This window comes from Luteirhabdus pelagi (genome assembly GCF_016827595.1).
Classification (GTDB): Bacteria; Bacteroidota; Bacteroidia; order Flavobacteriales; family Flavobacteriaceae; genus Luteirhabdus; species Luteirhabdus pelagi.
Genome location: NZ_JAECMS010000002.1, coordinates 816798 through 842477, shown reverse-complemented (window position 1 = coordinate 842477; position 25680 = coordinate 816798). Strand labels below are relative to the sequence as shown.

Sequence of the window (25680 nt, the reverse complement as noted above, 5' to 3'; positions counted from 1 at the left end):
CCTATTGGATAAGTCGTTTTTAATTTATCTTTTATCACCGCAATGGATACGTGTCTATCAGTCTCTACTATTTGTAATCAAATACCCTTTTGATTGAATGACCTTTTTTATCTCATCGACATTCGTTTTAGTGGTATCAAATTCTACAATTGAAGTTCCTCTTTCGAAAGACGTAGTTACATTTGTAACCCCATTAATTTTGTTTACAGAATGATTGATATTTTCTTCACAACCAGAGCATACCATCCCTTCAACATTCAACTTTACAGTTTGAATATGTGTATTGTTTGTTACAACAATTCCTTTTGTGGCCGTTGGGTGAAATATTTGTGGATAATAAGAAACCAATGTCATTGTAACAACAAACGCTGTAACCAACCACAAGTAGAATTTCGACTTAAAAAATGATGGTTTATCAGTTTCACAGTTGCCACAATCGTCCACTTTCTTTTTTTTATAAACTTGATAAAAAGCCAATCCCAATGACAAAAATGCTATGGCCAATAGATAAGGTTTCAATGCAATAAGCCAAGAAAAATAGACAGAACTCCCACTAATACCAACTACACTTGTAAGTAGCAAAGGGCCCCAGCAGCATAGTTTGAGGGAAACTGCTGAAAATACAGCAGTCCCCATAGATGCTTTTTTGTTTAATTTAGTAATTGCCATACCTAACAGCTTCCTATGCCTGCATTTACCAAATCATCTCTTGTGATTTTGATGTTGGTACAGCAATTCAATAGTTTTCCGTTAACAGCAATGGCAGGAACTCTTGTAACCCCATATTCCTTCATTTTTGAAACACAGATTTTACTTTCGCATTGCTCAGACAGATTATGAAGTGTGATTTCGCAGTCCTTTCCTGCTGTTTCTTTTACTAATTGCACCACAGGCTCGCATACTGGGCAACCTGCTGTAAAAATCTCGATTTGTCGTTTCATCTTATTTTAAGTTTAAATTAATAATGGAACAAAGATGAGAACGTGAGGTAGGGGGTCACCAAACTTTTTTTAATCTTTTTTTTCGTTGTAGTCTTTTAATCTGGTTTCAATGGTTTGGATTTCTTTTAAGCGATTGGTCAAATCAGATAATTCCAAGTTAGGGAATTCACTTTTTAAATATTCAATTTTATCTTCATTGCCACAATTGCCTGGGCAAGAGTCCACGGCCTTTACAATTCCAATAGCAAGTGCTTTTCGATAGACTTCATCCAGCAGTAAGTAATGTGCTTTTTGAATCCCCTTATCAATGGATTTGAACTGTATGTTTATTTGTTCGGGGTCCTTTCCTTCATCAAGCATTTTAACAATGCCGTTTAATTGACCACTCAAAGTTTTTAATCTGGATTTAATATCCAAGATTAAATCAGTGGGTAATTTGTGCTCTTCCGATTTCATAATTTGAAAATTATATTGTTTAGCAACAACTGGAATTATTACAACTTTCTTTCTCTTGAATAGAAGGACATTTTACAGAGCCATAACTACAATAGACACAACAATCCCCTTCATTAGGTTTCAAAACCGTCTTGCAATTCTCGCACTCGTAAAAGAATTGACAAGCGTTCGTCGGCATTTCTTCTTCTTTTTTGTGTCCACATTTCGGACAAGTAATTTCTGATTTTAATATAGTTTTCATTCTATTTCTTTTTTGCCAGTCACTTTATAACCTGTAGAATTAATTGCATTTTCAATAGCTATCTTAGAGGTTTTAGACTTATCAAACTCTACGAAGGTACTTCCCTTTTCATACGAAGGGGTTACATTTATAATACCGTCCAATTCATTTACAGCGTGTTTTATGCTTTCTTCACAGCCAGCACAAGTCATTCCTTGAACATTAAAGTTTACAGTTTGAATATTTGATTGGTTTACAATGACTACTTCTTTTTTATTATCTGGATAAAAAATGGATGAATAATATGGAAATGCCAGCATAATAAATGCAAATACAGTTACAATTCCTAAAAACTTTTTTGATTGTATAAATTTTGGTTTTTCGTCTGTTTCACATTCGCAGTCAATTTCTTTTTGAGGTTTTAGTTTTTGATACCAAGCAAAACCAAGAACTAAAATTGTCAGCCCGATTAGATAAGGTCTAAAAGGTTCTATCCACGAAAATGTTGAAGCAATTCCGCTTGTTCCTGCAATTAGAGCCAAAACGGGTGTAATACAACATAATGAAGCAGTAATAGCAGCAAGTAAACCTACACCAATTAATTTGTTCTCACGTTTCATATCGTTTCTAAAACTTTGTTTTTATCGAGTATTTCAAAAAACGGATTTAACAATGTTGAATATTCAGGGGTTAGTGAGTAAAAAATGGTTTGGGCTTCTCTATCGGTTTCCAATAAATTTCTATCCTTCATTTTTCTCAAATGTTGAGAGATGGCAGAAATGTTCATTCCGAGAATGTCGCTTAAATCACAAACGCAAAGTCTTTTTTCCTCAAAGAGTAGGTAAAGAATTTTCAGCCTTACACTATTTCCAACCAATGAAAGTCCATTTGCTAAATAATCAAATGCTTCGTTTAATTCTGAAACTGTCTTTTTACAACGGTTTATCTGTTCAATATCTGCCTGTTGTCTTATGCAAGAATTATTTTTCATAAGGCAAAGTTACAATTATTTCTTATTTAAGCAAATGCTAAAATACAAATGTGAAATGATAGATAAATTTTAGTCATTATGTTTCTTTTGTTTTGATTTGTGTTTTTGTAAAAACTTAAACTGCCAAAATGCGCATCTGTTCTTTTAGCTTGTGGGTGAAGGTATTGCTGGCTTTACAGTTAATTGTCTTTTAAAACTACAAAACAGAAAATTCTGTATGGTATTAAATGGTGTTGTGTGGCCCTCTGTTACACAGCGAATTTTGTCAAATCCTTTTTTTAATTCCGATGTTAATTCCTCTTCATTGTATTGTTTTATTTCAAGTCCGCTACATTTTTTTGGTCCATTTTGTGAAAAGGTTCCTATTATTAAATAACCACGTACAAATTTTGACGCTATCTTAATATATTTTTTAATCTGGTCATCAGTTGTAAGAAAATGAAAAGTTGCCCTGTCGTGCCAAACATCGAAAGATGTGTCAGGTTCAAATTCGATAATGTCGCTTACAATCCAATTTACTTTACTCGCCTTTTCTCCCAGTCTTTTTTTAGCTTTCGCAATTGCTTTTTCTGAAATATCAAGTACAGTAATGTTCTTATATTCTTCTTCAAGTAAATAGTCGACCAGTTTACTGTCGCCACCACCAATGTCTATAATTCTTGCATCTTTATTTAGTTTGAACGAACGTATAAACTCCAGTGAAGTTTTTGGTATTTCTTGGGTCCAACTTACCTGGTCTGGATTTTTAGTTTCGTAAACTGTTTCCCAATGTTTCTTTCTGTCAAATTTCATTTTGATATCTTAATTCAATTTATTGGTAAATCATTATATTATCTATTGATTTAAAATGTTCCATTAAAAGTGGTAAAAAACCTTAAATCTCATCCAATGATTTTCGGTTTTTGTCCACAGATTTCTTAAACTGCGTAGGTGTCATTCCCGTTACTTTTTTGAATTGATTGCTTAAGTACGCAACGCTACTATAATGTAATTGAAAAGCTATCTCACTCAAGGTTAATTCATCATAGACAATAAGTTGTTTTACACGTTCAATTTTTTGGTTGATGATGTATTGCTCAAACGTGATGCTTTCGACAGACGAGAATAGGGAACTTAAATATTTATAATCCAAGTTAAGTTCGCCAGTAACAATATCTGCCCATTTTAATTCGGTCTTTTCATTAGAATAATGTATCTTCTCAATTACCAAATTCTTCATTTGCTCGATAAGCTGACTTTTACGGTCGTCAATCAAACTAAATCCTGCATTTTGTAGCTTTTTTTGCAAAGATTTTTTTTCGAATTCATTGAGCATCGAAACCAATTCTACTTCTCCTAACTTGACAGCTTTGTAATCAATGTTCAATCCTACCAAAATTTGGGAAACTGCGGATATACATCTCGGACAGACCATATTTTTTATGTGGATGGTATTATTCATAGGTTGAAAAAATGCCTAATAAAATCTAAATTTAGATATATGATTAGTATTACAGCAGCAATAAATAATCCTATCATCGCTGAAATTCCGATAACCTTATCTTTTTTTGTAATCGGATTTTTCTGTTTATATGTATTTTTCTTGTTTTTTCTTCTATTTCTTCTACTTTCACTCATCATCTTTCTCCTCTTTAAAATATTAAAGGCTGAAGAATCCGCTTTTACCAATTAACTCTAACCCTGATTATTTTAACGTATCTCTAACCTCACCACAGGTTAACATTGCTTCGCCATAATATGGGTTACGGACTTCTTCCTCTAAACTTATCCAGTACGCTCCCTTATTATTGTCTGCCATTGGACAAAACTGGATATAAACATTTTCATTGACCCCAAAGAGCTGTACACTACTTATCATATGCGCAGACAAATGCTTAAAATGCCCTCTTTGTTTTGAAATATCCGTATTACTTGAAATAGCATTTGCCGAAGTATTTAATTCCTTTTGAATTGTCATCCAATGGTTATGTGCTTTTTCATCGGACAACAACTTCATATCTACATTTTTCAGGGATTGTATTATTTGTTTTCCTGCTTGCTGTGCATTTTTGGCATCATCATTAACCAGAGCATCTTTCAAAAGAATATAATCCTCAAACACCTGTTTTAACTGGCCTTGAAATTTGTTTGAAACAGCTATCCTTTCTTTCATTTCTGAATGGTCAGCATTCTCCTTACTATCTCCAGAATTGTTTCCTTGCATACCTAAATGCCCTTCGTGACCGGTCATTGTTTTGCCACCAGCAGTGTTCATCATAGATTTTTTGCCTTGTAATTGTGCAGCAGCATCTACTGTAAACGTGCCATTAGTTACCACTTCATCACCATTTTGAAGACCTTCAATTATGGTATAGGTGTCTCCATTGGCATTACCGAGTAAGACTTCTCTCATTTCAAAAATAGCTTCGTTAGGATTAGTTTTAACATAAACTACAGAACGTTCACCAGTCCACATCACAGCTGTAGCAGGAACTGTTATTTTCCTTAAAGTGCTTTCTTGAGCACCTTCAATTTTACCCTCGACGAACATTCCTGGTTTGAACAAATCATTTTTATTATTTAGCACCGCTCTAACTACGACGGTTCGTGTAGAAGAATTTAATAAAGGGTCAATAAATGAAACTTTTGCATCAAATACTTCATTGCGATACGCATTGGTAGTCACTTTAATGGTTTGACCAACTTTCAAGGAAGCAATCTGATTCTCATAGGCATCAAATTCTGCCCAGACCGTATTGAGGTTGGCAATTTTATACAAGGGTTGTCCTTGTTTTACATAGTCACCTTCTTCTACCATTTTATGCGTTACTGTCCCAGAAACGGTTGCATAAACAGGGAAATTTTCTTGTACTTTTCCAGCGGTCTCTATAGCATTAATTTGCTTTTCAGAAAGTTTCCAAAGCTTTAGTTTATTCCTCACAGCTTTATAGAGTGCTGGCTGTGATTCCTTCAAGGATGCAGCCGTGAGTAATTCTTGTTGGGCAGAAACTAATTCAGGTGAATAAATAGTTGCCAAACGCTGTCCGGCACCTACACGTTCTCCTGTAGTATTAACATAGAGGTTTTCAATTCTTCCACCAAAATAGGTGACCTGCACAGCGTTGGATTCTTCATTGGGCTTTATCTTTCCAGATAGTTTTAATGTGCCACTATCCATCTGACCTTGTCCTACGACCGACGTTTGTATGTTAGCCAGTGCCATTGCATTTTCGGTCATCTTAATCTCATCCGCAGACAGACCGTCTGCTCCAGCCTCAGCTGGAATGAGGTCCATTCCGCAGATTGGGCAATCGCCAGGTTCGGGTTGCATAATTTGTGGGTGCATTGAGCAAGTCCACATCTGCTCAGCACTTTCACCTGAATGATCGTGCGAATCTGACATATCGGACAAGTCCTTTATCGCCTGTTCATCATTTCCAGACCCTCCAAATATGAGCCATCCTCCCAATAGCCCTACTACTAAGGCAAGGCCAATAAATATTAAATTCTTTTTCATAATATTAGTTTTAAAAGAAATAGCGCAAGTACTATTCCTCTTTTTTGTTTTCCAATCTGTAAATAATCTTTTTCATTTGTGCTATCTCACGCAACTGTGCTTCTATGATTTCCTCAGCAAGTTTTTTGGCTTCTGGGTCTTTTATGTCGGCTCTTTTACTTGTTAAGATTGCAATAGAGTGGTGTGGAATCATTGCTTTCATCCAGAGAACGTCACCTACAGTTGATTTTTGTTCGCGTACCAGACCCAATGCACTCACAAAAAGTATTAAACTCCCCAAATAAATAGCTATGTTCTTTTTCTTGTTCTTATACATATTTAGCATTAATGACAACATAATTACTGCCATTGCAGCTATACCGAGGCAAACCATATAAAATCTTGTAAGGCTAAACCAAACGTGGTCCCATTCGTAGGTATTTAGGTACATTGTGATGTACATTGCTATAAATGAAAGCCCAAGCATAGCCATAAACTTTCCGTAAGTATTTTTCTTCATTCCGTCGTGTGTGTTTTCTTTTGAATCCATTGTTTTTGGTTTTTAAGTTATTATCTATTTAAGCTTCTTCTTTAATTTTCTGATTGATGGGGAACTGATGTACCATAGTACAAAACCACTTAAGACTGTTATCAATCCCAAAAGTGAAAATGCCCTTAATAGCAACGTGTTGAAATTATCCCTTCCCTGATAATCCATTGTATGGGTCATCCAAAGAAAATCAAACCAGCGCCAGTCCCTATGTCTCACCGTTTGAAAAGCGCCATTCTCAACCGCCACATAGGCTTTTAAGTTTTGTGGTGTCTCATAAGAAATTTCATAGACTGGAAGTGGGCGACCGCGATATTCGTGATGTGCTCCTACAGAATGGACTAATTGAATTTTTGCTATTTCCAAATCGTTCAACATATACCTATTTGCAACTTGTTGCGCCTCTTCTTTAGTAATTCCATTTTTCCCTTGTCCCGTTTTCGCATTATAAAGCTGTGCTTCATTAATCCAATAGTAAGGTTCATTTGTTATTTCCAGTAGTTCCAAAGATTGGACGGGTTCTTTAGTAGCGAGTTGGGATGTGCCGAGCAAATCATTAAATGAGGTCTGTACAGGTGCTTCTTTCTTAAATTGGTCGCCGTGTATCTCGTCAATGTCCGTCCAGCTGAAATACATCCCGCTAATCGTCCACATCAAGAACTGAATACCTAAAAAGATACCCAAGTAGCGGTGCGCCTTTCTAATCCATCTCGCTGTTTTTCTGTTGACCATTATTGTTTTTGTTTTACTCTTTATCTATAATTTAATTCACGAAAAATTTTACAATCAGTCCACCAGCCAACCATATATAACAGATATAGGCAGCATATTTTAAAATGCTTTCAAGTAATGGACTTTTCGGTGCCATTTCGCTCATTGAGTGTTCTACATCCTTTCTTTTGAAAAATCCCAAATAAATCAGATACCCTGAAATTGCAAGGAAGGCCATATTCAAGTAGAAAGTATAATCTATTTTGAAATGCTCTTTGTCCTGTATTTTGACTTGTGATGGGTCTGGCAACATACCCAACAAGTCAAAAGAGTAATGTAGAGCCAAAGCTGTTCCGATTAATGCCGTAAACAGTAAGAATAAAATGAACAGTGACATTTTCCATCCATAATACTTGGCGTTGATGCGTAGCACAGGGAAGACCACCAAATCACTAAAAATAAAAGCCATAACGCCTGCAAAACTTACACCTTTGCCAAAAAGCAATGCCGCCAACGGAATATTACCCATTGACCCAATGAATGTCAAAAATGCAGCAATAGGTCCTACAATGATATGTTCCAATATTTCAAGAAAGGTAAAGTCTGTATTACCCTGACCACTATTGATAAATAGTGTTTGGAAGAAAGAATCGGGAACAAAGGCTGCTACGATTCCTGCAATGGTAAAACCAACCGTAACGTCTTTCCATACCATCTGCCATTCCATCTTGTATTTCTTGGCAACCCTTGCCCAACTATCTTCTTTTTGTATCTGCTTTTTCCATTCCTTGGAATCATCCATCGCATCGTCATCTTCGTTCTCTAAATTCTTGCGCGCCTTTTCAATAAGTTTTTTAGGATTGATTATTCGTATTAAAATCCACGAAATAAGAATTAAGAGAATTCCACCTATGTATTCGCCAACTACAAACTGCCATCCCAAAAATATGGAAATGATAATACCCAGTTCAATAACCAGATTGGTCGATGCGAGTAGAAAAGCAATGGAAGACACAAAGCTTGCACCTTTTTTAAAGATGGACTTTGTACTAGCTAAAGCCGAAAAACTACACGAGCTGCTTATAAAACCGAAAAACGTGCCTAAGAGTACACTTTTACCTTCACTCTCGTTCATTGTTTTTTGCATCCTTTTTTCAGTCACAAAAATTTGTATCATACTACTGATAATGTAGCCCAAAATGAAAGCCCAGAGTGCCATCCAGAAGAATCCGGTAGTCGTATAGGCTGCTTCGCCCCATTGTTTTAAGAATTCGCTCACAGTTAAAATTTTACTTTGTATTTCTTGACGAAGAGTGCGTTTTAATTATTTTCCATTTCCCATCTATCTTCTTAAGGATAGAAGTTACCACCCCTTTTTTCTTTATGGTTCGGGTATTGCCTTTATCATCGGGGTTGAGAACGATAGTGTAGATATAGGTTTCGGTAGTAAAGGCGTAGGGCAAGTCTACTTCTGCATCAATCACATAATCTGAAAATTCAAATTTCTTGAAATGACCTAATTCTGGTCCTAAGTGATGTTCGATGTAGTGGGCATAGGAACCCTCAACACCACCAGATTCAAAAACTTCCGAGTCCTTTGTAAACAACTCAAAGGTACCTTCAGTCGTCAGGTTTTGCAGGGCATCTTTATAGGTTTTCATTACTTTTAGCACAGCTTCTTTCTCGGTGCCTAAATCTACGTTTTGACTAAATATTTGGCCTGTGGCAAACGTAAGTAGCATTAGGATTGTTGTTAATTTTAGAGTTTTCATAATTTTAGTTATTAAGGGTTATTTATTTACTCGAATTCTATTCACGTTTGCGATACCAAATACAAGGACAAAAAATCTGAGGGCCACCTCAAGTGCCACCAAGGCTTTAGCTGTAACCGTTTTTGGGACTATATCTCCGTAGCCTACAGATGAGAAAGTAATTAGACTGAAATAGGACATATCAAAAAATGCCAACAGCCCGTTATTTCCCGAACTATTATTTATCTGAAAATGAGTAGAATCAAAAAAATGTAATGCCGCATAATCTATGGCAAATGAAAATACAATCAGAACAATTAAAAATCCGAATAACACTAAAACGTGGCTCAGCAAATGGCTCTGTCCGATAATTTTCATCAATTGATTAAAGGATAAGGCTATGATAAATCCTATCTTTATTAGTGTTATGGCCAATAGTATAATCACTGCGTAAGTAGCATTAATATTAGGCAAGACATACAGCCCGATAACTGTAGCAATAAGTACTACCAATAGTACGTACTTTGAACTATTGAAAAGTTGCCCATAAAAGGCAGCCGTGGTTTCTATGTCCTTTTCGTCACTCATTTTTTTGAGGGTTTTATAAAAATTTCTTCATATGTCTTTGTTTCGGTTTCGCTTATACGTCTAACAATGTATTTTCTATGTATGCCAATTCTATTTTCAAGTCCCATTGAGCCCAGCAACTCTTTAAAGGCTTCCATTGTGTTTTTATGGTAATTGGCTACTTTGGTCTTCTTGTCTTCCACAACTAATGACGCTACCCTTGACGGTACCATTGTGGTTATGCCGGTAGGACAAGTATCTAAATTGCATTTTAAGGACTGCACACACCCCAAGGCAAACATCATTCCTCTGGCACTATAGCAGGCATCTGCGCCAAGGGCAAGCATCCGATAGATGTCAAAAGCAGATATAATTTTTCCGGCCGCCATCAATTTTATTTCATCACGCAGTTTGTATTTTGTTAAAATAGAATGTGCAAAATGGATTGCTTCATTTATTGGCATACCCGCCCAATGAAGTGATTCCATATGGGCAGCGCCCGTGCCTCCTTCGGCACCGTCAATGGCAATGAAGTCTGGATAATTTTGCTTTTCAGCGAAAGATTGAACCATTCTTTCAAATTCATCTTTTTGCCCAATACATAGTTTAATACCAATTGGTTTGCCATTGGAAAGTTTTCTCAATTTTTCAACAAACGAAATCATTTCTTCATCGTTTCCAAATGCCGAATGGTGCGGTGGCGAAAGAATTTCGGTTCCCTTTTCAACATCCCTGAATTTTGCGATTTCCTTTGTGTTTTTCTTTGCAGGTAGTATGGCACCAAACCCAGGTTTGGCTCCTTCTGCAATTTTTATTTCAATCATTTTCACTACATCGTTGGTTGCGATGTCGGCGAATTTTTTGGCATCAAAATTTCCTTCTGCATCACGACATCCAAAGTATCCAGTTCCAAACTGAAAGATAATATCTGCACCGTATTGTTGATGATAGGGTGTAAAGCCACCTTCACCCGTATTCTGGGCAAAACCAGCTATTTTGGCACCACCATTAAGGGCTAAGGTCGCATTTTTGCTTATTGAGCCATAGCTCATTCCCGCAAGATTCAGAATACTTGCAGAATAGGGTTTGTCGCACTTGGAACTTCCAAATATTACTCTAAAATCATCGTTGACTTCTTTTGCCGGATAGATGGAATGTGTAAACCATTCACGACCAACTTCATCGTAAGGTATTTGTGTGCCAAAAGGTTGACTTTTATTAGCGTTCGCAGCACGTTTATAGACTATTTCTTTTTGTATCCAGTTAAAGGGCTTTCCTTCCGTCCTATTAAGCAAAACGGTTTCTTGGACAACGTGGCGTTGTTTTTCCAGAAAATTGGTAATTCTGCCAAATAATGGATAGGTACGCCTAATGTTATCTGATTTTTGAAAAAAATCGAATAGTCCTAAAATCAAAAAAGGAAGTAATACCAATGCGAGCCACCATAACAATGGATATAAAATGATTATGGCTGTTACCGCCAAAACCAATATGTTGCTCGTTATGATAAATCCTTTTCTCATAATCTTTGTTTAATGTGAATGCCCATCACTTTCCTCGTGACCTTCTTCACTTTCGGTTTCAATATAATTTCCTTGTGGACCGACTCCTTCTATATATACCAACTGTGAACCATAATGTCCTGCTTCGGAAACTGAATATGCCGAAAAGGCCATAACTACAAAAACTGCTATTTCAAAACCACGCTTTAGTTTGACCCAAAACAGGCTTACTATTTTCAGAACTGCTGCAAGGGCACTTGACCATAGTGTCCAATCGGCATATTTATCGTGTTGTTCCAGTACGCTTTTTGCCATTTCGGTAAGTCCTTCTGTATGCGGGTGCACAAATGTTCCAGCGACATACGCCCCAATAAACCCAGACCCTACCATTAAGAGGATGACCCAATCCATTGTCCGGTTCAAGGTAAACAACTGTATCAATTGTAAAACCACCGCTAACAGCAATAGTACAATGGGAAAATGTACGACCATAGGGTGTAGGTTGGGAAACGCATCAAAATCTGCTTTTACGGAATCTGATTGTACAGCTGATGCTATGCTGGCCGATAATTCAGTTGCATCAAGGCTATATCGTTCTTCATTTAAGGCAAAGGTTTTGGTCAAACTACCTAAGAAGGCAATGACCAAAATGGCTGAAAAAAAATGTTTTGTTTTCATCTCTTACGGTTTTTAATTAGTACCCAATTAGTTGCAGTACCAAAGTCCCAAGAACTATGCTGGCTATGATAGCGTACACGATATAATTGAACCACTTTTTTAACGGGTTTTTGATCTGTGCTTTGCTATTACCTGTATTGCAACAATCTTTCATTACCTATTTATTTTTCAGTTTTCTTTAATGAAGCTGAAACCCTAAATTTATACTTGATAATGAGAGGCAAACTGGTATTAACCAATCAACCATTTCAAATGTTCACCTCCCAAAACCAAGTACTCTTCACTAAACTTCTCTTTTTCAAAAGTTTTAAATTGCCTGACATAGGAAGAGAGATGTTATTATTTTAAGGGTTTAATCCCTCTCCCTTGTGCAGGCTGCTACTAACCAAATCAACTTTTCTATTTCATAAAATCTGTTGTGCCTAATTAAGAGAAAGGGTTTCATTAACCAACCAAACAGTATGCACCCTCTCTCTTATTAGGACTTAAATTTTTGCCTGACCTGGGAAGGAACTAACACTAACCATCATCTATTTTTCCTTCCCACGACAGGACTTAATGACTACTCAAGATATTCCGGACATTTTATGTATTCTGTTAACTAATAAACCAGAACAACAAAAAATGCTTAGGGAAGGGATTATCTACTGAATAGTCTTTTGTACTTTGCCGCATTTAAGCATTCTACTGCCGTAATATGGGTTTCTTATCTCGTTGTTTGTACTTAACCAAGCACTACCCTTATCGTACATAGGGCAAAATTGTTGGTACAGTGTGTTCTTTGTTCCTGTAATCGCCACCATATCCGTTATATCTTTGCTCAATGTTTTAAAATGCTCTCTTTGATGGTCAATAGCACTTTCAGCAATATGTTCTGCGTGTTCTGTAGCATCTTCTATAATATCGGCCAATTCTTCTTGCTGTTCTTTGGTATAGCTACTGGTATCAAAGGCTTTAAGAGAAGCTACCAATTTTGTACCTTCTTGGGCTGCCTTTTTGGTATCGTCTGCCACCAAGGCATTCTTTAGACTGAAGTAATCATTTAAAATTGCTTCTGCTTTTGCATCACTGTTCATATCCATCATTTTACCGTGGTCCATTTTATGGTCCATCTCCATTTTTTCCTTTTCCTGTGCATTGATAAAAGAAACTGCCAACAATAACATAGTGGCTATACTCATTTTTAACTTTTTCATCTTTTTATTTTTTAATTATTTATAAGCTATTTTTTAATTGTGTTACCCAATTGATTATTTCTTCTGCCTCTGCTTCTGAAAACTTTGCGTCTCTATGAATGAAGGTATAAGAATCTAAAGGCATTTCGCCATTTTCAATCTGTTTAATGATAGACCTTAGCTTACTGGTCTTTCTTCGGGTTGATAGTGAATCCCATTCGTTGAAATTCAGTTCGGCCTTGCCTTCTTTAATATGGTCTTCCAAAAACCAAGCAACAGGCTGAACTTTGTTATACCACGGGTATTGCGTATTATTACTGTGACAATCATAGCAGGATACCTGTAACTTGTTTTGAATGTTCTCTGGAACATCATTAACCAACATAAAATCAGTTTCGGGTACAGAATCACTTTGGTTACGAGATGATGGTATAAATTGAATACCTACAAACACCACCAATAAAACAATCGCTATGATTTTTACTATTTTCATTTAGTTGATTTCTCGCTGCACTTTGCCACAGGTTAACATTTTGCTACCGTAGTAGGGATTACGCACTTCCTCTTTAGTACTTAACCACGCCGTACCGCCATCATACATAGGGCAAAACTGCTCATATAGTTTCATCTCTGTTCCTGTTATAGCAACCATATCTATTAAATCTTTACTTAAAACTTTAAAGTGCTCTCGCTGATGTGCTATATCACTTTCTGAAATGTGTTCTGCGTGTTCAACTGCATCCTCAACAATATCCTTTAATTCGGATTGCTGGGCATCGGTATAATGTGAAGCGTCAAAATTTCCTAAGGATGTTGCGAGGGCTGCTCCCAAACCTTTGGCTTTGCCATTATCGTCTGCCACTAAGGCATTCTTTAAATTGAAATAGTCATTAAGAATCGCTTGTGCGTTACCGTGTCCATTCATTGCCGTATCCATACCTGCACCATCGTGATGACCGTCATTATCATCGTGATTTGTATCTTCCTGATGCATCTCGTTGCTCATTGGTGCTGCCGGTTCATTTTTATTTCCGTCTTTACAAGCAGTAACACTAACTAAAGCTAATGCGATTATGGGTATAATTAATTTTCGTCTAATCATTTTCATCTTTGTTTATTTAAGGGTTATTTATTAATAGTTTTCTTTACCGACCCACATTTCAACATTTTATCTCCGAAATAGGGATTGGTTATTTCTTTAACATCAGCATACCAATAGGCACCTTCATTGTTAAATGCCATTGGGCAGAATTTTTTGTATATGGTTCCTTCAGATAGTGCATCTTCAAACATTGGCCCAGCCTTTTCGGTAAATTGTGCGAACAATTTTCTCAGGGCTTCAATGTCATCGGTATTGGCCATATCTTGTGCTAAGTTTTTCAGCTCCGTCCTTTCCTCTTCAAAAGAGGCAGCCATATCCTTACTTATGGATCTTGCCTTTTCTGCATCGTCTCTTACAAGTGCCATTTTGATTTCAAGATAATTATGCCATACTTTTCCCGTCATTCCGTCAATAAAACCTTGGTCTGCGATATCTGCAGTTTTTTTCTTGGCCGCCTTCACCTCTTCTGGGGTGTTAATTTCTACGGTTTGTTTTTCCTTGCAGCTTACAATTGCAATGAGTGCAAGGGTTAGAATTGAAGTTTTAAATAGTGTTTTCATTGTTTTTGAATTAAATTATTAATCTATAGTTTAAAATGTTTTGGACCTAAATGGTCTAAGATTTCTTTTAAATCTTGTCCTAAGCTTTTTGCTATTTCTTCTATTTCGGATTTGTCAGAGATGCCCCAAGTTGTCTCAACGTCTTCGATAGAAACCTCGATTAAAGAAGCATCTTCGATTACTTTGATGCTAATTTTACAAGGCACGAGTGAGGTCATTTGGATATCGTTGGACAGTAAGTTGGCAGTCGTTTCTTTATGACAAACCATCATAATTATTAGGTGAGACATATCGATGTCATAGTCCTTCAGATAGTCCGTAACATCCATTTCTCCGATGATGTCAAATCCTTTGTCCTTTAAAACATCTCTTAACTGTGTTAGTGCCTCATCAAAAGTTATGGAACCGTAGCGTCTAACAATACTGTAAGATGTGTTTCGGCTCTCAGTATAATTCTGACTATGCAATCTTTGTTTTTTGTCCTCGCTATTTTCCATACTATATTTTATTTCAATCGGTTGACAACATTTTTGAGCCTCTCTGTAATTTCATTGGCAACATCATTTAATTTTTCATTCTCAACTGCCTGCATCGATGCTAGCGGATTAATTGCCGCTACCTCTACTGTAGTTTCATTTTTTTGTTGAACTATAACATTGCAAGGCAACATCGTACCTATTTTATCTTCTGCTTCTAGAGCCTTATGAGCAAATGGTGGATTGCAAGCACCTAAGATTTGATATCTTCTGAAATCAACATCAAGTTTCTTCTTTAGCGTTTCATTTACATTGATTTCTGTTAGTATTCCGAAACCTTCTTTTTTCAGTTCCTCAGTAACCTTTTCCATTACTTTGTCAAAGTCCTCATTCAGGGTTTTATTGAAATAATAGTTCATCTTCTTAGTTTTTAGAGTTAATCGTTCGTTTTTGTTCTTCGTATTCCTCTTTTGATATTTCGCCCTTTGCAAAACGGTTGTCTAGTATATCCATAGAATTTTCCTTACTTCCAGAGTTTCGCAAACTTCCTCCTCTAAACAGGAATATGGCTAAAATCAAAACAATCGGTATTAGTATCCACCACCACATCATCATAACTATATCTTTTTAATTGTTAAATAAACTGTTCTCATTGCCAATAGATTTCGGAAATTTACTGCCCTTTATTCTTCATCTTTTCTTTCATTTTCTGCATCATTTCTGGATTTTTTTCCATCATCTTTTGCATCATTTCTTTCATCATTTCGGGGTTCTCATCCATCATTTGTGACATTCTTTTTTTCATCTCTTTTTTCATTTCATCATTACCGTGAATTTTTTCCATAAGCATTTTTCTCCCTTTTTCGCTCTGCATCATTTTGTTAAGCATCTTCTCTTGCATCTTCACCTTCATTTCTGGGTTTTCATCCATCATCTTTTGCATATGCGATTGCATTTTTTCTTTCATCTCAGGGTTTTTCTGCATCATCACTTTCATATTGCCAGATTCCATTTGTTCCATATGGGATTTCATCAATATCATTTTGGCTTCTTCATTTTTTCGAGCCTCACTTATGAATGCAGCAAACTGAACAGGGTTTGAAATGATTTCTTCATAAACAGCATATCTATTTTCTTCAACCTGCATAGTTTCACTTGCATTGAAAGTTGATTTGCAACCAACGAATGTTCCTAATATTCCTATTACCATTAAAAGTTTTACTGTTGTTTTCATTTTATTATTTTTTGAAATTTATAAATCGTCTATCTATTTTTCTTTTTCTTCACTTTTATTTTTTAGAAACCATTTTTCGCCTAAAAAAATCAACACCATCAGTATTGCAGCTACAATTACGACCAGTAGGTCGCTAGAAGCCTTTATCAATAAGAACGCGGCCAAAACAATACAATCCAATAATATAGCAGTATATAGAATAGAGGCACGGGCGTTTATCTCTTTTCTCATATTTTTAAGTACGCCCCAATGAATTCCTATATCCATAATTAGATAGAAAATAGCACCTAGTGAGGCAATTCTTGTAAGGTCAAAAAGAATGGTCATTGTAAGTGCCAATACCACGGTGTAAATGAGCATATGTTTTTGCAACTTACCAGGTAACCCAAAATGTTTATGGGGAATTAGATTCATCTGAGTTAGCATTGTAGTCATCCTTGACACTGCAAAAATGCTTGCTACCACACCTGAGATAGTAGCTATGATTGCGATACCCACCGTGAACCACAATCCGTACTTTCCGAAAGCAGGCCTTGATGCCTCGGCCAATGAATAGTCCTTAGCTTTAATTATCTCTTCAATAGTAAGATTAGAAGAAACAGCGAATGCAACAAGTAGATATACCACGGTACAGATAACAAGTGAAATTATTATAGCACGTCCTACATTTTTATTGGGATTGGTGATTTCCTCACCGCTATTTGTGATTGTAGTAAAGCCCTTATAAGCTAAAATTGAAAGAGCCAAGGCTCCTAAATAATTGGTAATAGGGTATTCTGTCAAACTTTCTGAAGGGACAACTTCAGAAAATGAAAATCCTGCCGCCCATAATCCACCAATGGCAAAAATTGCAATACCTCCAATTTTTAAAATAGCCATTGCAAAGGAAGATTTGCCAATGATATTGTTTCCAGAAATATTGATTAAAAACGCAACGATTAACAGCACTACCCCAAGGATAGGCACCCAAACACTATTGTCATTTATATCGAATAATTGAAGCGTGTACGAACCAAAAGTACGTGCTACCAAACTTTCATTAATGACCATTGAAAGTGCCATTAGTAACGCCCCAGAAGCTGTTACCGCACCCTTACCATATATCTTTTTTAGATAGGTAGCAATACCGCCAGCAGATGGATATGCATTGGAAAGTTTCACATACGTATATGCACTAAATCCTGAAATGATAGCGCCTACAAGAAATGCATACGGAAACCATTGCCCTGATAACTCAGCTACCTGTCCTAATAAGGCAAATATTCCTGCACCTATCATTACACCAGTACCAAGCGATACCGCTCCGGTTAAACTCAAACTATTTTTCTTGTATTGTGCCATTTCTTAAAATCTTAGCGATAATCCTCCACCTGCTCCAAATCGGTTGTCATAGCTCCCCATCAAAGAGAAATCACGACTCAAAACGAACTCTAAACCTACTTGCCAAGTAGTTTCTTCTTTAAAATCAGTTCCTTCCTCAAAATCTGTAACCCAACCAAAGTCCATTTGGTATTCGTACTCACCGTACAGTGCTACATTTCTAAATATCATTGTTGCTGTGGCGAAAGAGATTGTTGGTCTTAGTTTATTATCTATTCTCAAATCGGAATCTATAAGTAATGGAAGTAGGTACCTCACACCGACTACACCCGTAGTGGAAATCTCATCAAGACTATCTTCGCCTTCATTTTCAACATTTACACCACCAAATACCCTGAAGTAACTATTGAGCCAACGCTCGTATGTAAACTCTGCTTCTAAATTTTCATTCCAACCATATTCTCCTCTTACTATGAACTGATTACGTATATTGGTTGCTGTATAAAACAATTCTGTCATATGGCTTGCGCCAGTAACTTCTCCCCAAGTCCACATATGGTCTGCTTCTGTAGTCAAATTAGTAATTGGATAGCCTTTTAATCTTTCATCCCGTGGTGTATCATAGCTGAAGACCCTCGCCATCCCACTATTTATATGGTAAAGTACGTGGCAATGGAAAAACCAATCGCCATACTCAACGGCATCAAATTCGATAACCACTTTCTGCATAGGTGCAACGTTTACAGTATGCTTTAACGGACTACGCTCGCCATTTTCATTAAGCACCCTAAAAAAGTGACCGTGTAGGTGCATAGGGTGGTGCATCATCGTCATATTGTTAAGGGTTATACGAACCACTTCGCCTTGATTGATTTTGATTTTATCGGTTTCAGAAAGCGGAACACCGTTGATAGACCATACGTAGCGATTCATATTTCCCGTTAGGTTGAAAAGCATTTCACGCACAGGTTTTCCATCTTCAAACTCAGTGTTTCCTGGTGCTTTTAAATAGTTATAGTTAAATTCTGGATTTCCTCCTGTTTTCATATTGTCGCCAATAACCTTGTCTTGCGGCACGATATAGCCCATTTTCATTCCGCCGTTCATTTGCCCTTTGTCACTTTCCATTTTCATATCTTCGTGAGCCATTTCGTCGTGCTTCATTTTCGTGGAATCTTTGTCTTTCTGCATCCCATCCATCTGCATATTATCATCTTTCATATTCATTCCGTCCATCTGCATTCCATCCATCTTCATCGCATATTTTTTCATCTTTTCAATGGAATCGTTCTTTGAAGGATTGAACTTGGCTGCAGGTGCGCCCATTTTCATATCCATTGACATCATTTCTTGCATTTGCTTTATCAAGTCTGGTTTTGGAACTTTAGGCGCATTCAAAATTTTGCCGGTTCCTAAATAAGCTGATGCCTGACCAGAACCATCTTGTGAGGTAGCAAGTATTTCCAATTTTCCGCTTTCCGGGATGGTTACAATAAAGTCATAGGTTTCTGCAACACCAATTAGTGTTTTGTTTTTCTTTACGGGGACAACATCCAGTCCATCTGCTGAAACCAACATTGGATCTTCACCACCGAACGTGAGCCAGAAGTAAGAAGCAGCTGCGGCATTTATAAATCGTACTCTAACCTTTTCGCCGGGACTGAAATCGGGATAATTCTGTTCTGCCCCTCCATTAATAAAAAACTTATCATAATAATTATCTAAAATTGCCATATCGGGCATTCTGTACCACATCATTTCTAATTTTGCACCTACAGCTCCCTTGGCAATAACCTTGTCCCAACTTTGTACTTGGTTTTTCTTTATAAGATACCACTCATTGCCACGCTTTAAGTTTCTAAGTTGTGTCTTGGGGTTTTCATCCATCCAATCTGAGAGGACGAGTACCAAGTCTTTGTCATATTCTAAATCAGTTTTTTTAGGATTGATTTGAATTGAGCCATAAACACCTCTTTGCTCTTGTAGACCTGTATGTGAATGATACCAGTACGTTCCTGATTGTTTCAGTGCGAATTTGTATTGTTGGGTTTCACCCGGTTTAATTGGTGGTGTAGTTAGATAAGGCACGCCGTCGTAAAAGTTTGGAAGAATTAAACCGTGCCAATGTACAGATGTTTCCTCATCCATTTTATTGGTCACATTAATAATGGCAAACTCACCTTCATTAAACTCAAGATTAGGTCCTGGGATACCACCATTAATGGTCATAGCCTTGACATCTTTACCAGTAAAATTTACAGTCTCGTAGTCAATGGTAAGGTCGTAGACTCGTTCTGGCCAATTATCTATATTTTCTTCACTCTTGTTAGCTACATATTGTGCAATACTCTTTGTTGAAATGAGAAGCACAAGTATCATTGTCATTTTTCTAATCATCGTTCTCTGTTTTTAAATTCATATTACTATAATGCATTGTGATTAAATCATTTATCTTTTTTCGTTCAATTCTTAACTACTTAGATAATTAACCATAGCATACTCTGTATAATAGCCTTTAATGGATTCAATTAGGTTTATCTGAAACTTCAACTGAAGTTCCTGAACGTCCAATACGTCATTGAAATCTATCGTACCTGTCTCATAGTTCTTTATCAATATTTCTTCTGCGTCATTAGCCTGTTGTAAATTCTTCAGCTGAACATTAAACTTTATTTTCATACTGTTTCGGTTGTACTGAGCCTGTGCAAGAAGCGTTTCAAGTCTATTTAACCTATCTTCTTTTTGCGATGTAATCTCTAACTGTCTCAATTCATTTTGCTTGGTAATTGACTTGTACCTATTATTGAAAATTGGAATTGAGATTGAAACCATTGGCATCACGATATCCTTTCCGTTATCGGAAAAATTCATATCGGGACGCTCTGAAACCGGAACATAATCCAATCCAAAACCTATGTTTGGCGCACTCTCCTTTTGGTTTAATGCTTCTGACTGCTCAACAGATTCGTACAGCTTATCATATTTTAAAAGCTCTGGATTGAGTTTGAGGTTCTCATTAGAGACCAATGGTTCTTCATCAGGAATAGTCAACTCTTGTGGTACTTGGACTTCAAGTGTTTCGTCGCGATTCAATAAATTATTAAATACCGTTTGTTCTGCTAAGTAATCTTGTTCCAATACTTCCTTTTGCTGCACCAGTTCGTTTTGCCGAATCTGTAACCGCAGCACATCAACAGCCGAGGCATTTCCAACTTCTACAGAGGTCAATGCCAAACGCTCATAGGTTTCCAACAACTGAATGTTTTCATCCAAAACAAGTTGTTTTGCCTTGATTGAATATAGTTTGTAATAGGATTGCGATACTGATAGTGCTAACCTTCGTTTCGCAATGACAATATCCACATATTGAGCATCTGCCATTGAACTCGCATAATTTTCTCTTGCGGTAACGGTGCCAAACCAAGGTAGCATTTGTGATACCGAAAAGCGTGCACGTTGTGCACCTGTTCTGGTTTCGGGTTCACTTACAAAATAACCCGCGCTAACAAGCGTGTTAGGTAACCAATCGGCTTCGTTTACTTTTTCTTCGGCGATATTGTAACGCAGCTCAAATGCTTGAATTTCTGGACTGTTATTTTCGGCTTCCTGAATATAGGATGCCAGTTGTTGTGCATCAGCTTTCGCGAAAGCAATAAAAACAAGTGCTATTACAATTATATATCTCATCTAATAGTTCTTTTCAATTGAAATTCTTTTGTCCAGCTAAACAAAACCGGTACTACAAATAAGGTCACAAGCGCTATGAGCATCCCTCCAAAAGATGGGATAGCCATAGGAATCATTATATCACTCCCTCTTCCTGTTGATGTTAATACGGGAAGTAAAGCGAGGATGGTAGTGGCGGTCGTCATCAAACAGGGACGAATTCGTTTCTCCCCTGCTTCGACTACAGATGCTCTAATCCCAGATTTATCTGTTGGTTTGTTTTTATGAAATGTTTGAGTGAGATAGGTGGCCATCACCACACCATCATCTGTTGCAATACCAAACAGGGCGATAAAACCAACCCATACAGCTACACTTAAGTTTATTGTGTGCATTTGGAACAGGTCTCGCAGGTTTTCTCCGAAAAAGCTAAAATTCAGGAACCAATCCTGTCCATAACCCCAAATCATTAAGAACCCACCCGCAAAGGCTACGGCAATACCAGTAAATACCATTAGCGATGTACTTACTGAACGAAACTGGAAATATAGAATCAGGAATATGATAGCTAATGCCAAGGGCACGACCACACTTAGCGTTTTTTCGGCTCTTAATTGGTTTTCATACGTTCCCGTAAATTGATAATTGATACCCTTTGGAACGGTCAATTCGCCATTGTCAATTTTTTCTTGAATAAGGGCTTGGGCATTTTCCACCACATCTACTTCGGCGAAACCATCTAATTTATCAAAAAGGACATAGCCTACTAAAAAAGTGTCTTCACTCTTTATAACCTGTGGCCCTTTCTCATATCTAATAGTGACCAACTCACTTAACGGAACCGGACTTCCTTTTTCTACAGGCACATAAATATCTTTTAAATCGTTTGGATTTGCGCGTAATTCCCTTGGGTAGCGTACACGAATACCATAGCGCTCCCTACCTTCTACTGTTTGTGAAAGCACCATACCACCAACAGAAACCTGTATAACTTGCTGTACTTGCTCTATGGTTATGCCATAGCGCGCAAGTCGTTCTCTGTCAATATCTATAAGTAGGTAGGGTTTCCCCACAATACGGTCGGCAAAAACTGCTTCATCCTTTACACCCTCTGCTTGTTTTAAGATATCTTCCAATTGTACCCCAAACGCCTCAATTTCTTTTAAATCCTGTCCTTTCACCTTAATGCCCATAGGTGCTCGCATACCAGTCTGTAGCATCACCAAGCGTGTTTCTATGGGTTGTAGCTTTGGTGCTGAAGTAACACCTGGAAGCTTTGTAACCCTTACGATTTCTTTCCAAATATCGTCTGGCGATTCAATTTCAGGTCGCCAATTTCTAAAGTACTCTCCATCGTCATCTGGAATGAGCTGTGAACTTGTCACAGAGAATGGGTCTGTAATTTTTGAGGCTTTATAGTCATCATCTTCTACTTCAATTTCGCTATTAGGGTTGGTTACTAAACTGCCATCCTTTAAAACAAATAAGCCGTCTTCGTTTACCTTAAAGCGTTGTCTTTTGCGATTTTCATTTAAAATATATTCAGATTTATATTGAATAACATTCTCATACATCGATAACGGTGCAGGGTCTAATGCTGATTCTGTACGCCCAGATTTACCGACTACAGTTTCAATTTCTGGAATGCTCGCAACGGCCATATCGAGTTGCTGTAGGACGCGTTTATTTTCCTCCACACCTGCGTGTGGCATTGAAGTGGGCATTAACAGGAATGAACCCTCATTGAGTGAAGGCATAAACTCTTTACCAGTATTACGCATAATCATCACTCCAAAAATTACAATGGCAGTTGGTATCGAAAGAAATAACAGCTTATTACGCAATGCCCAATTTAAAATCCGAACATAATAATTTCTAAAAAGTGTAAATACACCCAAAAGACCAAAACAGATAAGACCAACGAAGATTAAGTTTATAAGGATACTTCTATCTACTCCCAGTGGTCTCCAATATTCCGCCAATAGGAATATGATAGCAAAAGCCGAAACAAACATATTGATGATGTTGGCGCGTTTTGACGTAATCTTTTCCTTTAGTGAAAGGAAGCCAACAACACCAAAAGCGACTAAAATCAACCCAAGGGGATAGCCAAAAATTAGAGCTAAAATGCCAAAAACAATCAATGCTCCATTTAGCATATAACTAAAAGAAGTTTTTAAATTTCTCTTTTTGAATAAATAGGCCGCAAATGGTGGAATTAAAAATAGGGCAACAATAAGAGATGCGGTGAGTGCTGCCGTTTTTGTAAATGCCAATGGCCTAAACAATTTCCCTTCGGCACCGATCATAGTAAATACAGGAATGAAACTTATAATGGTAGTCATTACTGCAGTTAAGATGGCACCAGAAACTTCGGCAGTCGCATTATAGACTACCGTATTCATAGGTAGCTTTTCTTCATTTTCATCAATATGCCGCAAGACATTTTCTGAAAGGATAACGCCCACATCGACCATTGTTCCAATAGCAATTGCAATACCAGATAAAGCGACAATATTTGCATCTACATTGAACAGTTTCATAGAAATAAAGACCATCAAAACCGCAACAGGCAATAATCCGGAAATCAATACGGAAGCCCTTAAATTGAAGACCATTATGATAATCACAAAAATGGTAATCAAAATTTCCAAGGTGAGCGCTTCATCAAGTGTGCCCAAGGTTTCTTGGATTAGTTCTGTTCTATCATAAAAGGGTACGATGGTTAATTGCGAAGTCCTCCCATCGCTTAATGTTTTTGATGGAAGCCCAGAACTTAACTCGTTTATTTTTTCTTTAACATTGTTGATGACTTCCATAGGATTGGCCCCATAACGAGCCACTACAACACCACCAACAACCTCGGCTCCTTCTTTGTCCAATATGCCCCTTCGTGTGGCGGGACCGTGTGTAACTTTTGCAATATCCTTTATACGGATGGATGTAAAATCTTTTGAAGTAACTACTGCATTTTCTAAGTCGGACAGCTTCTTTATATACCCCAGCCCTCTTATGAGGTATTCAGCTTGGTTGATTTCGAGTGTTTGTGCACCAACATCCTTATTACTTTGCTTTACTGCTTTTACAACCTCATTTAAGCCTATGTTATATTGCCTCATCAATTCAGGATTTACATCCACTTGATATTCTAACACATACCCACCGATGGAAGCCACTTCTGAAACGCCGCTTGCAGATGACAACGCATATTTCACATAGAAATCTTGGATGCTTCTTAATTCTTGCAAATCCCAACCACCAGTCACATTCCCATTTTCGTCACGACCTTCGAGTGTGTACCAATAAATTTGCCCAAGACCAGTCGCATCTGGCCCTAAAGCAGGATTAACACCTTCAGGAAGTAACCCAGCTGGCAATGAATTTAGTTTTTCAAGAATTCGGCTTCGGCTCCAGTAAAACTCAATATCTTCTTCAAATATGATGTAGATACTTGAAAACCCAAACATTGAAGAACTACGAATGGTCTTAACTCCCGGAATTCCAAGTAGCGAGGTTGTTAATGGATAGGTTATTTGGTCTTCGATATCCTGAGGGGAACGTCCATCCCATTTCGTAAATACGATTTGTTGGTTTTCACCAATATCAGGTATGGCATCAACGGCAACGGGGTTTCGGGGAAGTGAGCCCGTGTTCCATTCAAAAGGTGCGTTTACCACGCCCCAAGCCACAAACAAGGCTAATAGCAATACAGCTACTAATTTATTTTCTATTAAAAATTTAATGCTCTTATTCAGCATAAAAAAATGAGTTTTAAGTAATAACAATACTTGTTGAAAAACAAGGTACAAGCAGTTTAGTCCAAACAAATTAATGTTGGACGTAAGAATTAATTACTTAAAAATCAAATGAGGAAAGTCTGGTCTAGGACTTGAACGTCCCTAATAAGGGGCGGTGGGGAATAATCTATAAATGCTTCATTATCTGAGTTTTCATACTCAAACAAATCTAAATACGATTGGATAAATGTTACAACAAATACTTGCTGTTCTTTATCCAGTTTTTCGAAGGAAATTTTTAGTGTATCCTGACCTTCTAAAAGCAATTGCTCATCACTGCAGCAGTTTTTCTTGATAATATCACAATTAGAAGAAGTAGAAGTTTTTTGAACTTCCATACCGCAGGTTTCTACTTTTCCAAACAATGAAGAATCAACTAAAACATCACCGCAATAATGACTTGCCAACGTAAAAGAAAACGTTGAGAATAACACTAAAAGTGCCATACAAAATGATGCTATTTTAAAAAAAATCTTCTTCATCAATTGTACAAAAGTATAAAATTTTA

General features: G+C 37.1%; 29 protein-coding genes. All 29 read right to left on the bottom strand.

Going from position 1 to position 25680, the window contains the following annotated elements:
* Positions 1 to 57: 57 nt before the first annotated feature.
* The 29 genes from merTP (I4Q58_RS08715) to I4Q58_RS08580 all read right to left on the bottom strand — a co-directional run bounded on the left by merTP (I4Q58_RS08715) (position 58) and on the right by I4Q58_RS08580 (position 25654).
* Positions 58 to 669: a mercuric transport protein MerTP gene (merTP, locus tag I4Q58_RS08715; RefSeq protein ID WP_203295456.1), complete on the bottom strand. Its 612-nt coding sequence runs from the start codon at positions 667 to 669 to the stop codon at positions 58 to 60.
* A 2-nt stretch (positions 670 to 671) separates the two neighbouring features.
* Positions 672 to 941 (bottom strand): thioredoxin family protein, encoded by a 270-nt coding sequence (locus I4Q58_RS08710; protein WP_027066246.1) that lies wholly within the window; start codon positions 939 to 941, stop codon positions 672 to 674.
* A 69-nt stretch (positions 942 to 1010) separates the two neighbouring features.
* The gene (locus tag I4Q58_RS08705; protein ID WP_085767765.1) at positions 1011 to 1397 is read right to left on the bottom strand and encodes a metal-sensing transcriptional repressor; all 387 of its coding nucleotides are present in this window, start codon (positions 1395 to 1397) and stop codon (positions 1011 to 1013) included.
* A 19-nt stretch (positions 1398 to 1416) separates the two neighbouring features.
* Complete coding sequence (locus tag I4Q58_RS15615) at positions 1417 to 1638, bottom strand: GDCCVxC domain-containing (seleno)protein (protein ID WP_085767764.1); 222 nt, start codon at positions 1636 to 1638, stop codon at positions 1417 to 1419.
* Entirely contained in the window at positions 1635 to 2237 is a 603-nt protein-coding gene (gene merTP, locus I4Q58_RS08700) for a mercuric transport protein MerTP (protein ID WP_085767763.1), read from the bottom strand. Before merTP (I4Q58_RS08700) ends, I4Q58_RS15615 begins: the two co-directional genes overlap by 4 nt.
* Positions 2234 to 2608, bottom strand: a complete 375-nt coding sequence (locus I4Q58_RS08695) for an ArsR/SmtB family transcription factor (protein WP_085767762.1) — start codon at positions 2606 to 2608, stop codon at positions 2234 to 2236. The genes merTP (I4Q58_RS08700) and I4Q58_RS08695 overlap by 4 nt, the downstream gene beginning before the upstream one ends.
* A gap of 144 nt (positions 2609 to 2752) precedes the next feature.
* Positions 2753 to 3400 (bottom strand): class I SAM-dependent methyltransferase, encoded by a 648-nt coding sequence (locus I4Q58_RS08690; protein WP_085767761.1) that lies wholly within the window; start codon positions 3398 to 3400, stop codon positions 2753 to 2755.
* An 82-nt stretch (positions 3401 to 3482) separates the two neighbouring features.
* Positions 3483 to 4049: a helix-turn-helix domain-containing protein gene (locus I4Q58_RS08685; protein ID WP_085767760.1), complete on the bottom strand. Its 567-nt coding sequence runs from the start codon at positions 4047 to 4049 to the stop codon at positions 3483 to 3485.
* A 243-nt stretch (positions 4050 to 4292) separates the two neighbouring features.
* Complete coding sequence (locus I4Q58_RS08680) at positions 4293 to 6104, bottom strand: efflux RND transporter periplasmic adaptor subunit (protein ID WP_085767759.1); 1812 nt, start codon at positions 6102 to 6104, stop codon at positions 4293 to 4295.
* Between the two features lie 31 nt (positions 6105 to 6135).
* Positions 6136 to 6633: a DUF305 domain-containing protein gene (locus tag I4Q58_RS08675; protein ID WP_085767758.1), complete on the bottom strand. Its 498-nt coding sequence runs from the start codon at positions 6631 to 6633 to the stop codon at positions 6136 to 6138.
* A 24-nt stretch (positions 6634 to 6657) separates the two neighbouring features.
* Positions 6658 to 7365, bottom strand: a complete 708-nt coding sequence (locus tag I4Q58_RS08670) for a PepSY domain-containing protein (RefSeq protein WP_203295455.1) — start codon at positions 7363 to 7365, stop codon at positions 6658 to 6660.
* Between the two features lie 31 nt (positions 7366 to 7396).
* Complete coding sequence (locus I4Q58_RS08665) at positions 7397 to 8623, bottom strand: permease (protein WP_085767756.1); 1227 nt, start codon at positions 8621 to 8623, stop codon at positions 7397 to 7399.
* Positions 8624 to 8633: 10 nt separating this feature from the next.
* Entirely contained in the window at positions 8634 to 9116 is a 483-nt protein-coding gene (locus tag I4Q58_RS08660) for a YybH family protein (protein ID WP_085767755.1), read from the bottom strand.
* Between the two features lie 18 nt (positions 9117 to 9134).
* A complete protein-coding gene (locus I4Q58_RS08655; protein ID WP_085767754.1) occupies positions 9135 to 9683 on the bottom strand; it encodes an ion channel in 549 nt (182 codons plus the stop codon).
* Positions 9680 to 11185, bottom strand: a complete 1506-nt coding sequence (locus tag I4Q58_RS08650) for an FMN-binding glutamate synthase family protein (RefSeq protein WP_203295454.1) — start codon at positions 11183 to 11185, stop codon at positions 9680 to 9682. The genes I4Q58_RS08655 and I4Q58_RS08650 overlap by 4 nt, the downstream gene beginning before the upstream one ends.
* Positions 11186 to 11194: 9 nt before the next feature.
* Positions 11195 to 11842, bottom strand: coding sequence for a DUF2231 domain-containing protein (locus tag I4Q58_RS08645; protein WP_085767752.1), 648 nt, complete (start codon positions 11840 to 11842; stop codon positions 11195 to 11197).
* Positions 11843 to 12486: 644 nt separating this feature from the next.
* A complete protein-coding gene (locus I4Q58_RS08640) occupies positions 12487 to 13038 on the bottom strand; it encodes a DUF3347 domain-containing protein (protein ID WP_203295453.1) in 552 nt (183 codons plus the stop codon).
* 19 nt (positions 13039 to 13057) lie between these two features.
* A complete protein-coding gene (locus I4Q58_RS08635; protein ID WP_085767750.1) occupies positions 13058 to 13510 on the bottom strand; it encodes a heme-binding domain-containing protein in 453 nt (150 codons plus the stop codon).
* Positions 13511 to 14125, bottom strand: coding sequence for a DUF3347 domain-containing protein (locus I4Q58_RS08630; RefSeq protein ID WP_203295452.1), 615 nt, complete (start codon positions 14123 to 14125; stop codon positions 13511 to 13513).
* Positions 14126 to 14142: 17 nt separating this feature from the next.
* Positions 14143 to 14679 (bottom strand): DUF3347 domain-containing protein, encoded by a 537-nt coding sequence (locus I4Q58_RS08625; protein ID WP_085767748.1) that lies wholly within the window; start codon positions 14677 to 14679, stop codon positions 14143 to 14145.
* 23 nt (positions 14680 to 14702) lie between these two features.
* Complete coding sequence (locus I4Q58_RS08620) at positions 14703 to 15176, bottom strand: DUF302 domain-containing protein (protein ID WP_085767747.1); 474 nt, start codon at positions 15174 to 15176, stop codon at positions 14703 to 14705.
* Between the two features lie 8 nt (positions 15177 to 15184).
* Positions 15185 to 15574 (bottom strand): DUF302 domain-containing protein, encoded by a 390-nt coding sequence (locus I4Q58_RS08615; RefSeq protein WP_085767746.1) that lies wholly within the window; start codon positions 15572 to 15574, stop codon positions 15185 to 15187.
* A gap of 4 nt (positions 15575 to 15578) precedes the next feature.
* Positions 15579 to 15770, bottom strand: a complete 192-nt coding sequence (locus I4Q58_RS08610) for an SHOCT domain-containing protein (protein ID WP_085767745.1) — start codon at positions 15768 to 15770, stop codon at positions 15579 to 15581.
* A gap of 58 nt (positions 15771 to 15828) precedes the next feature.
* Complete coding sequence (locus I4Q58_RS08605; RefSeq protein ID WP_203295451.1) at positions 15829 to 16389, bottom strand: hypothetical protein; 561 nt, start codon at positions 16387 to 16389, stop codon at positions 15829 to 15831.
* A 33-nt stretch (positions 16390 to 16422) separates the two neighbouring features.
* Positions 16423 to 17730: an APC family permease gene (locus tag I4Q58_RS08600; RefSeq protein WP_203295450.1), complete on the bottom strand. Its 1308-nt coding sequence runs from the start codon at positions 17728 to 17730 to the stop codon at positions 16423 to 16425.
* Positions 17731 to 17733: 3 nt separating this feature from the next.
* The gene (locus tag I4Q58_RS08595; RefSeq protein ID WP_203295449.1) at positions 17734 to 20106 is read right to left on the bottom strand and encodes a multicopper oxidase domain-containing protein; all 2373 of its coding nucleotides are present in this window, start codon (positions 20104 to 20106) and stop codon (positions 17734 to 17736) included.
* A 72-nt stretch (positions 20107 to 20178) separates the two neighbouring features.
* Complete coding sequence (locus tag I4Q58_RS08590; RefSeq protein ID WP_203295448.1) at positions 20179 to 21396, bottom strand: TolC family protein; 1218 nt, start codon at positions 21394 to 21396, stop codon at positions 20179 to 20181.
* Entirely contained in the window at positions 21393 to 25133 is a 3741-nt protein-coding gene (locus I4Q58_RS08585) for an efflux RND transporter permease subunit (RefSeq protein WP_203295447.1), read from the bottom strand. The genes I4Q58_RS08590 and I4Q58_RS08585 overlap by 4 nt, the downstream gene beginning before the upstream one ends.
* A 104-nt stretch (positions 25134 to 25237) precedes the next feature.
* Positions 25238 to 25654, bottom strand: coding sequence for an HYC_CC_PP family protein (locus I4Q58_RS08580; protein WP_203295446.1), 417 nt, complete (start codon positions 25652 to 25654; stop codon positions 25238 to 25240).
* Positions 25655 to 25680: the final 26 nt, after the last annotated feature.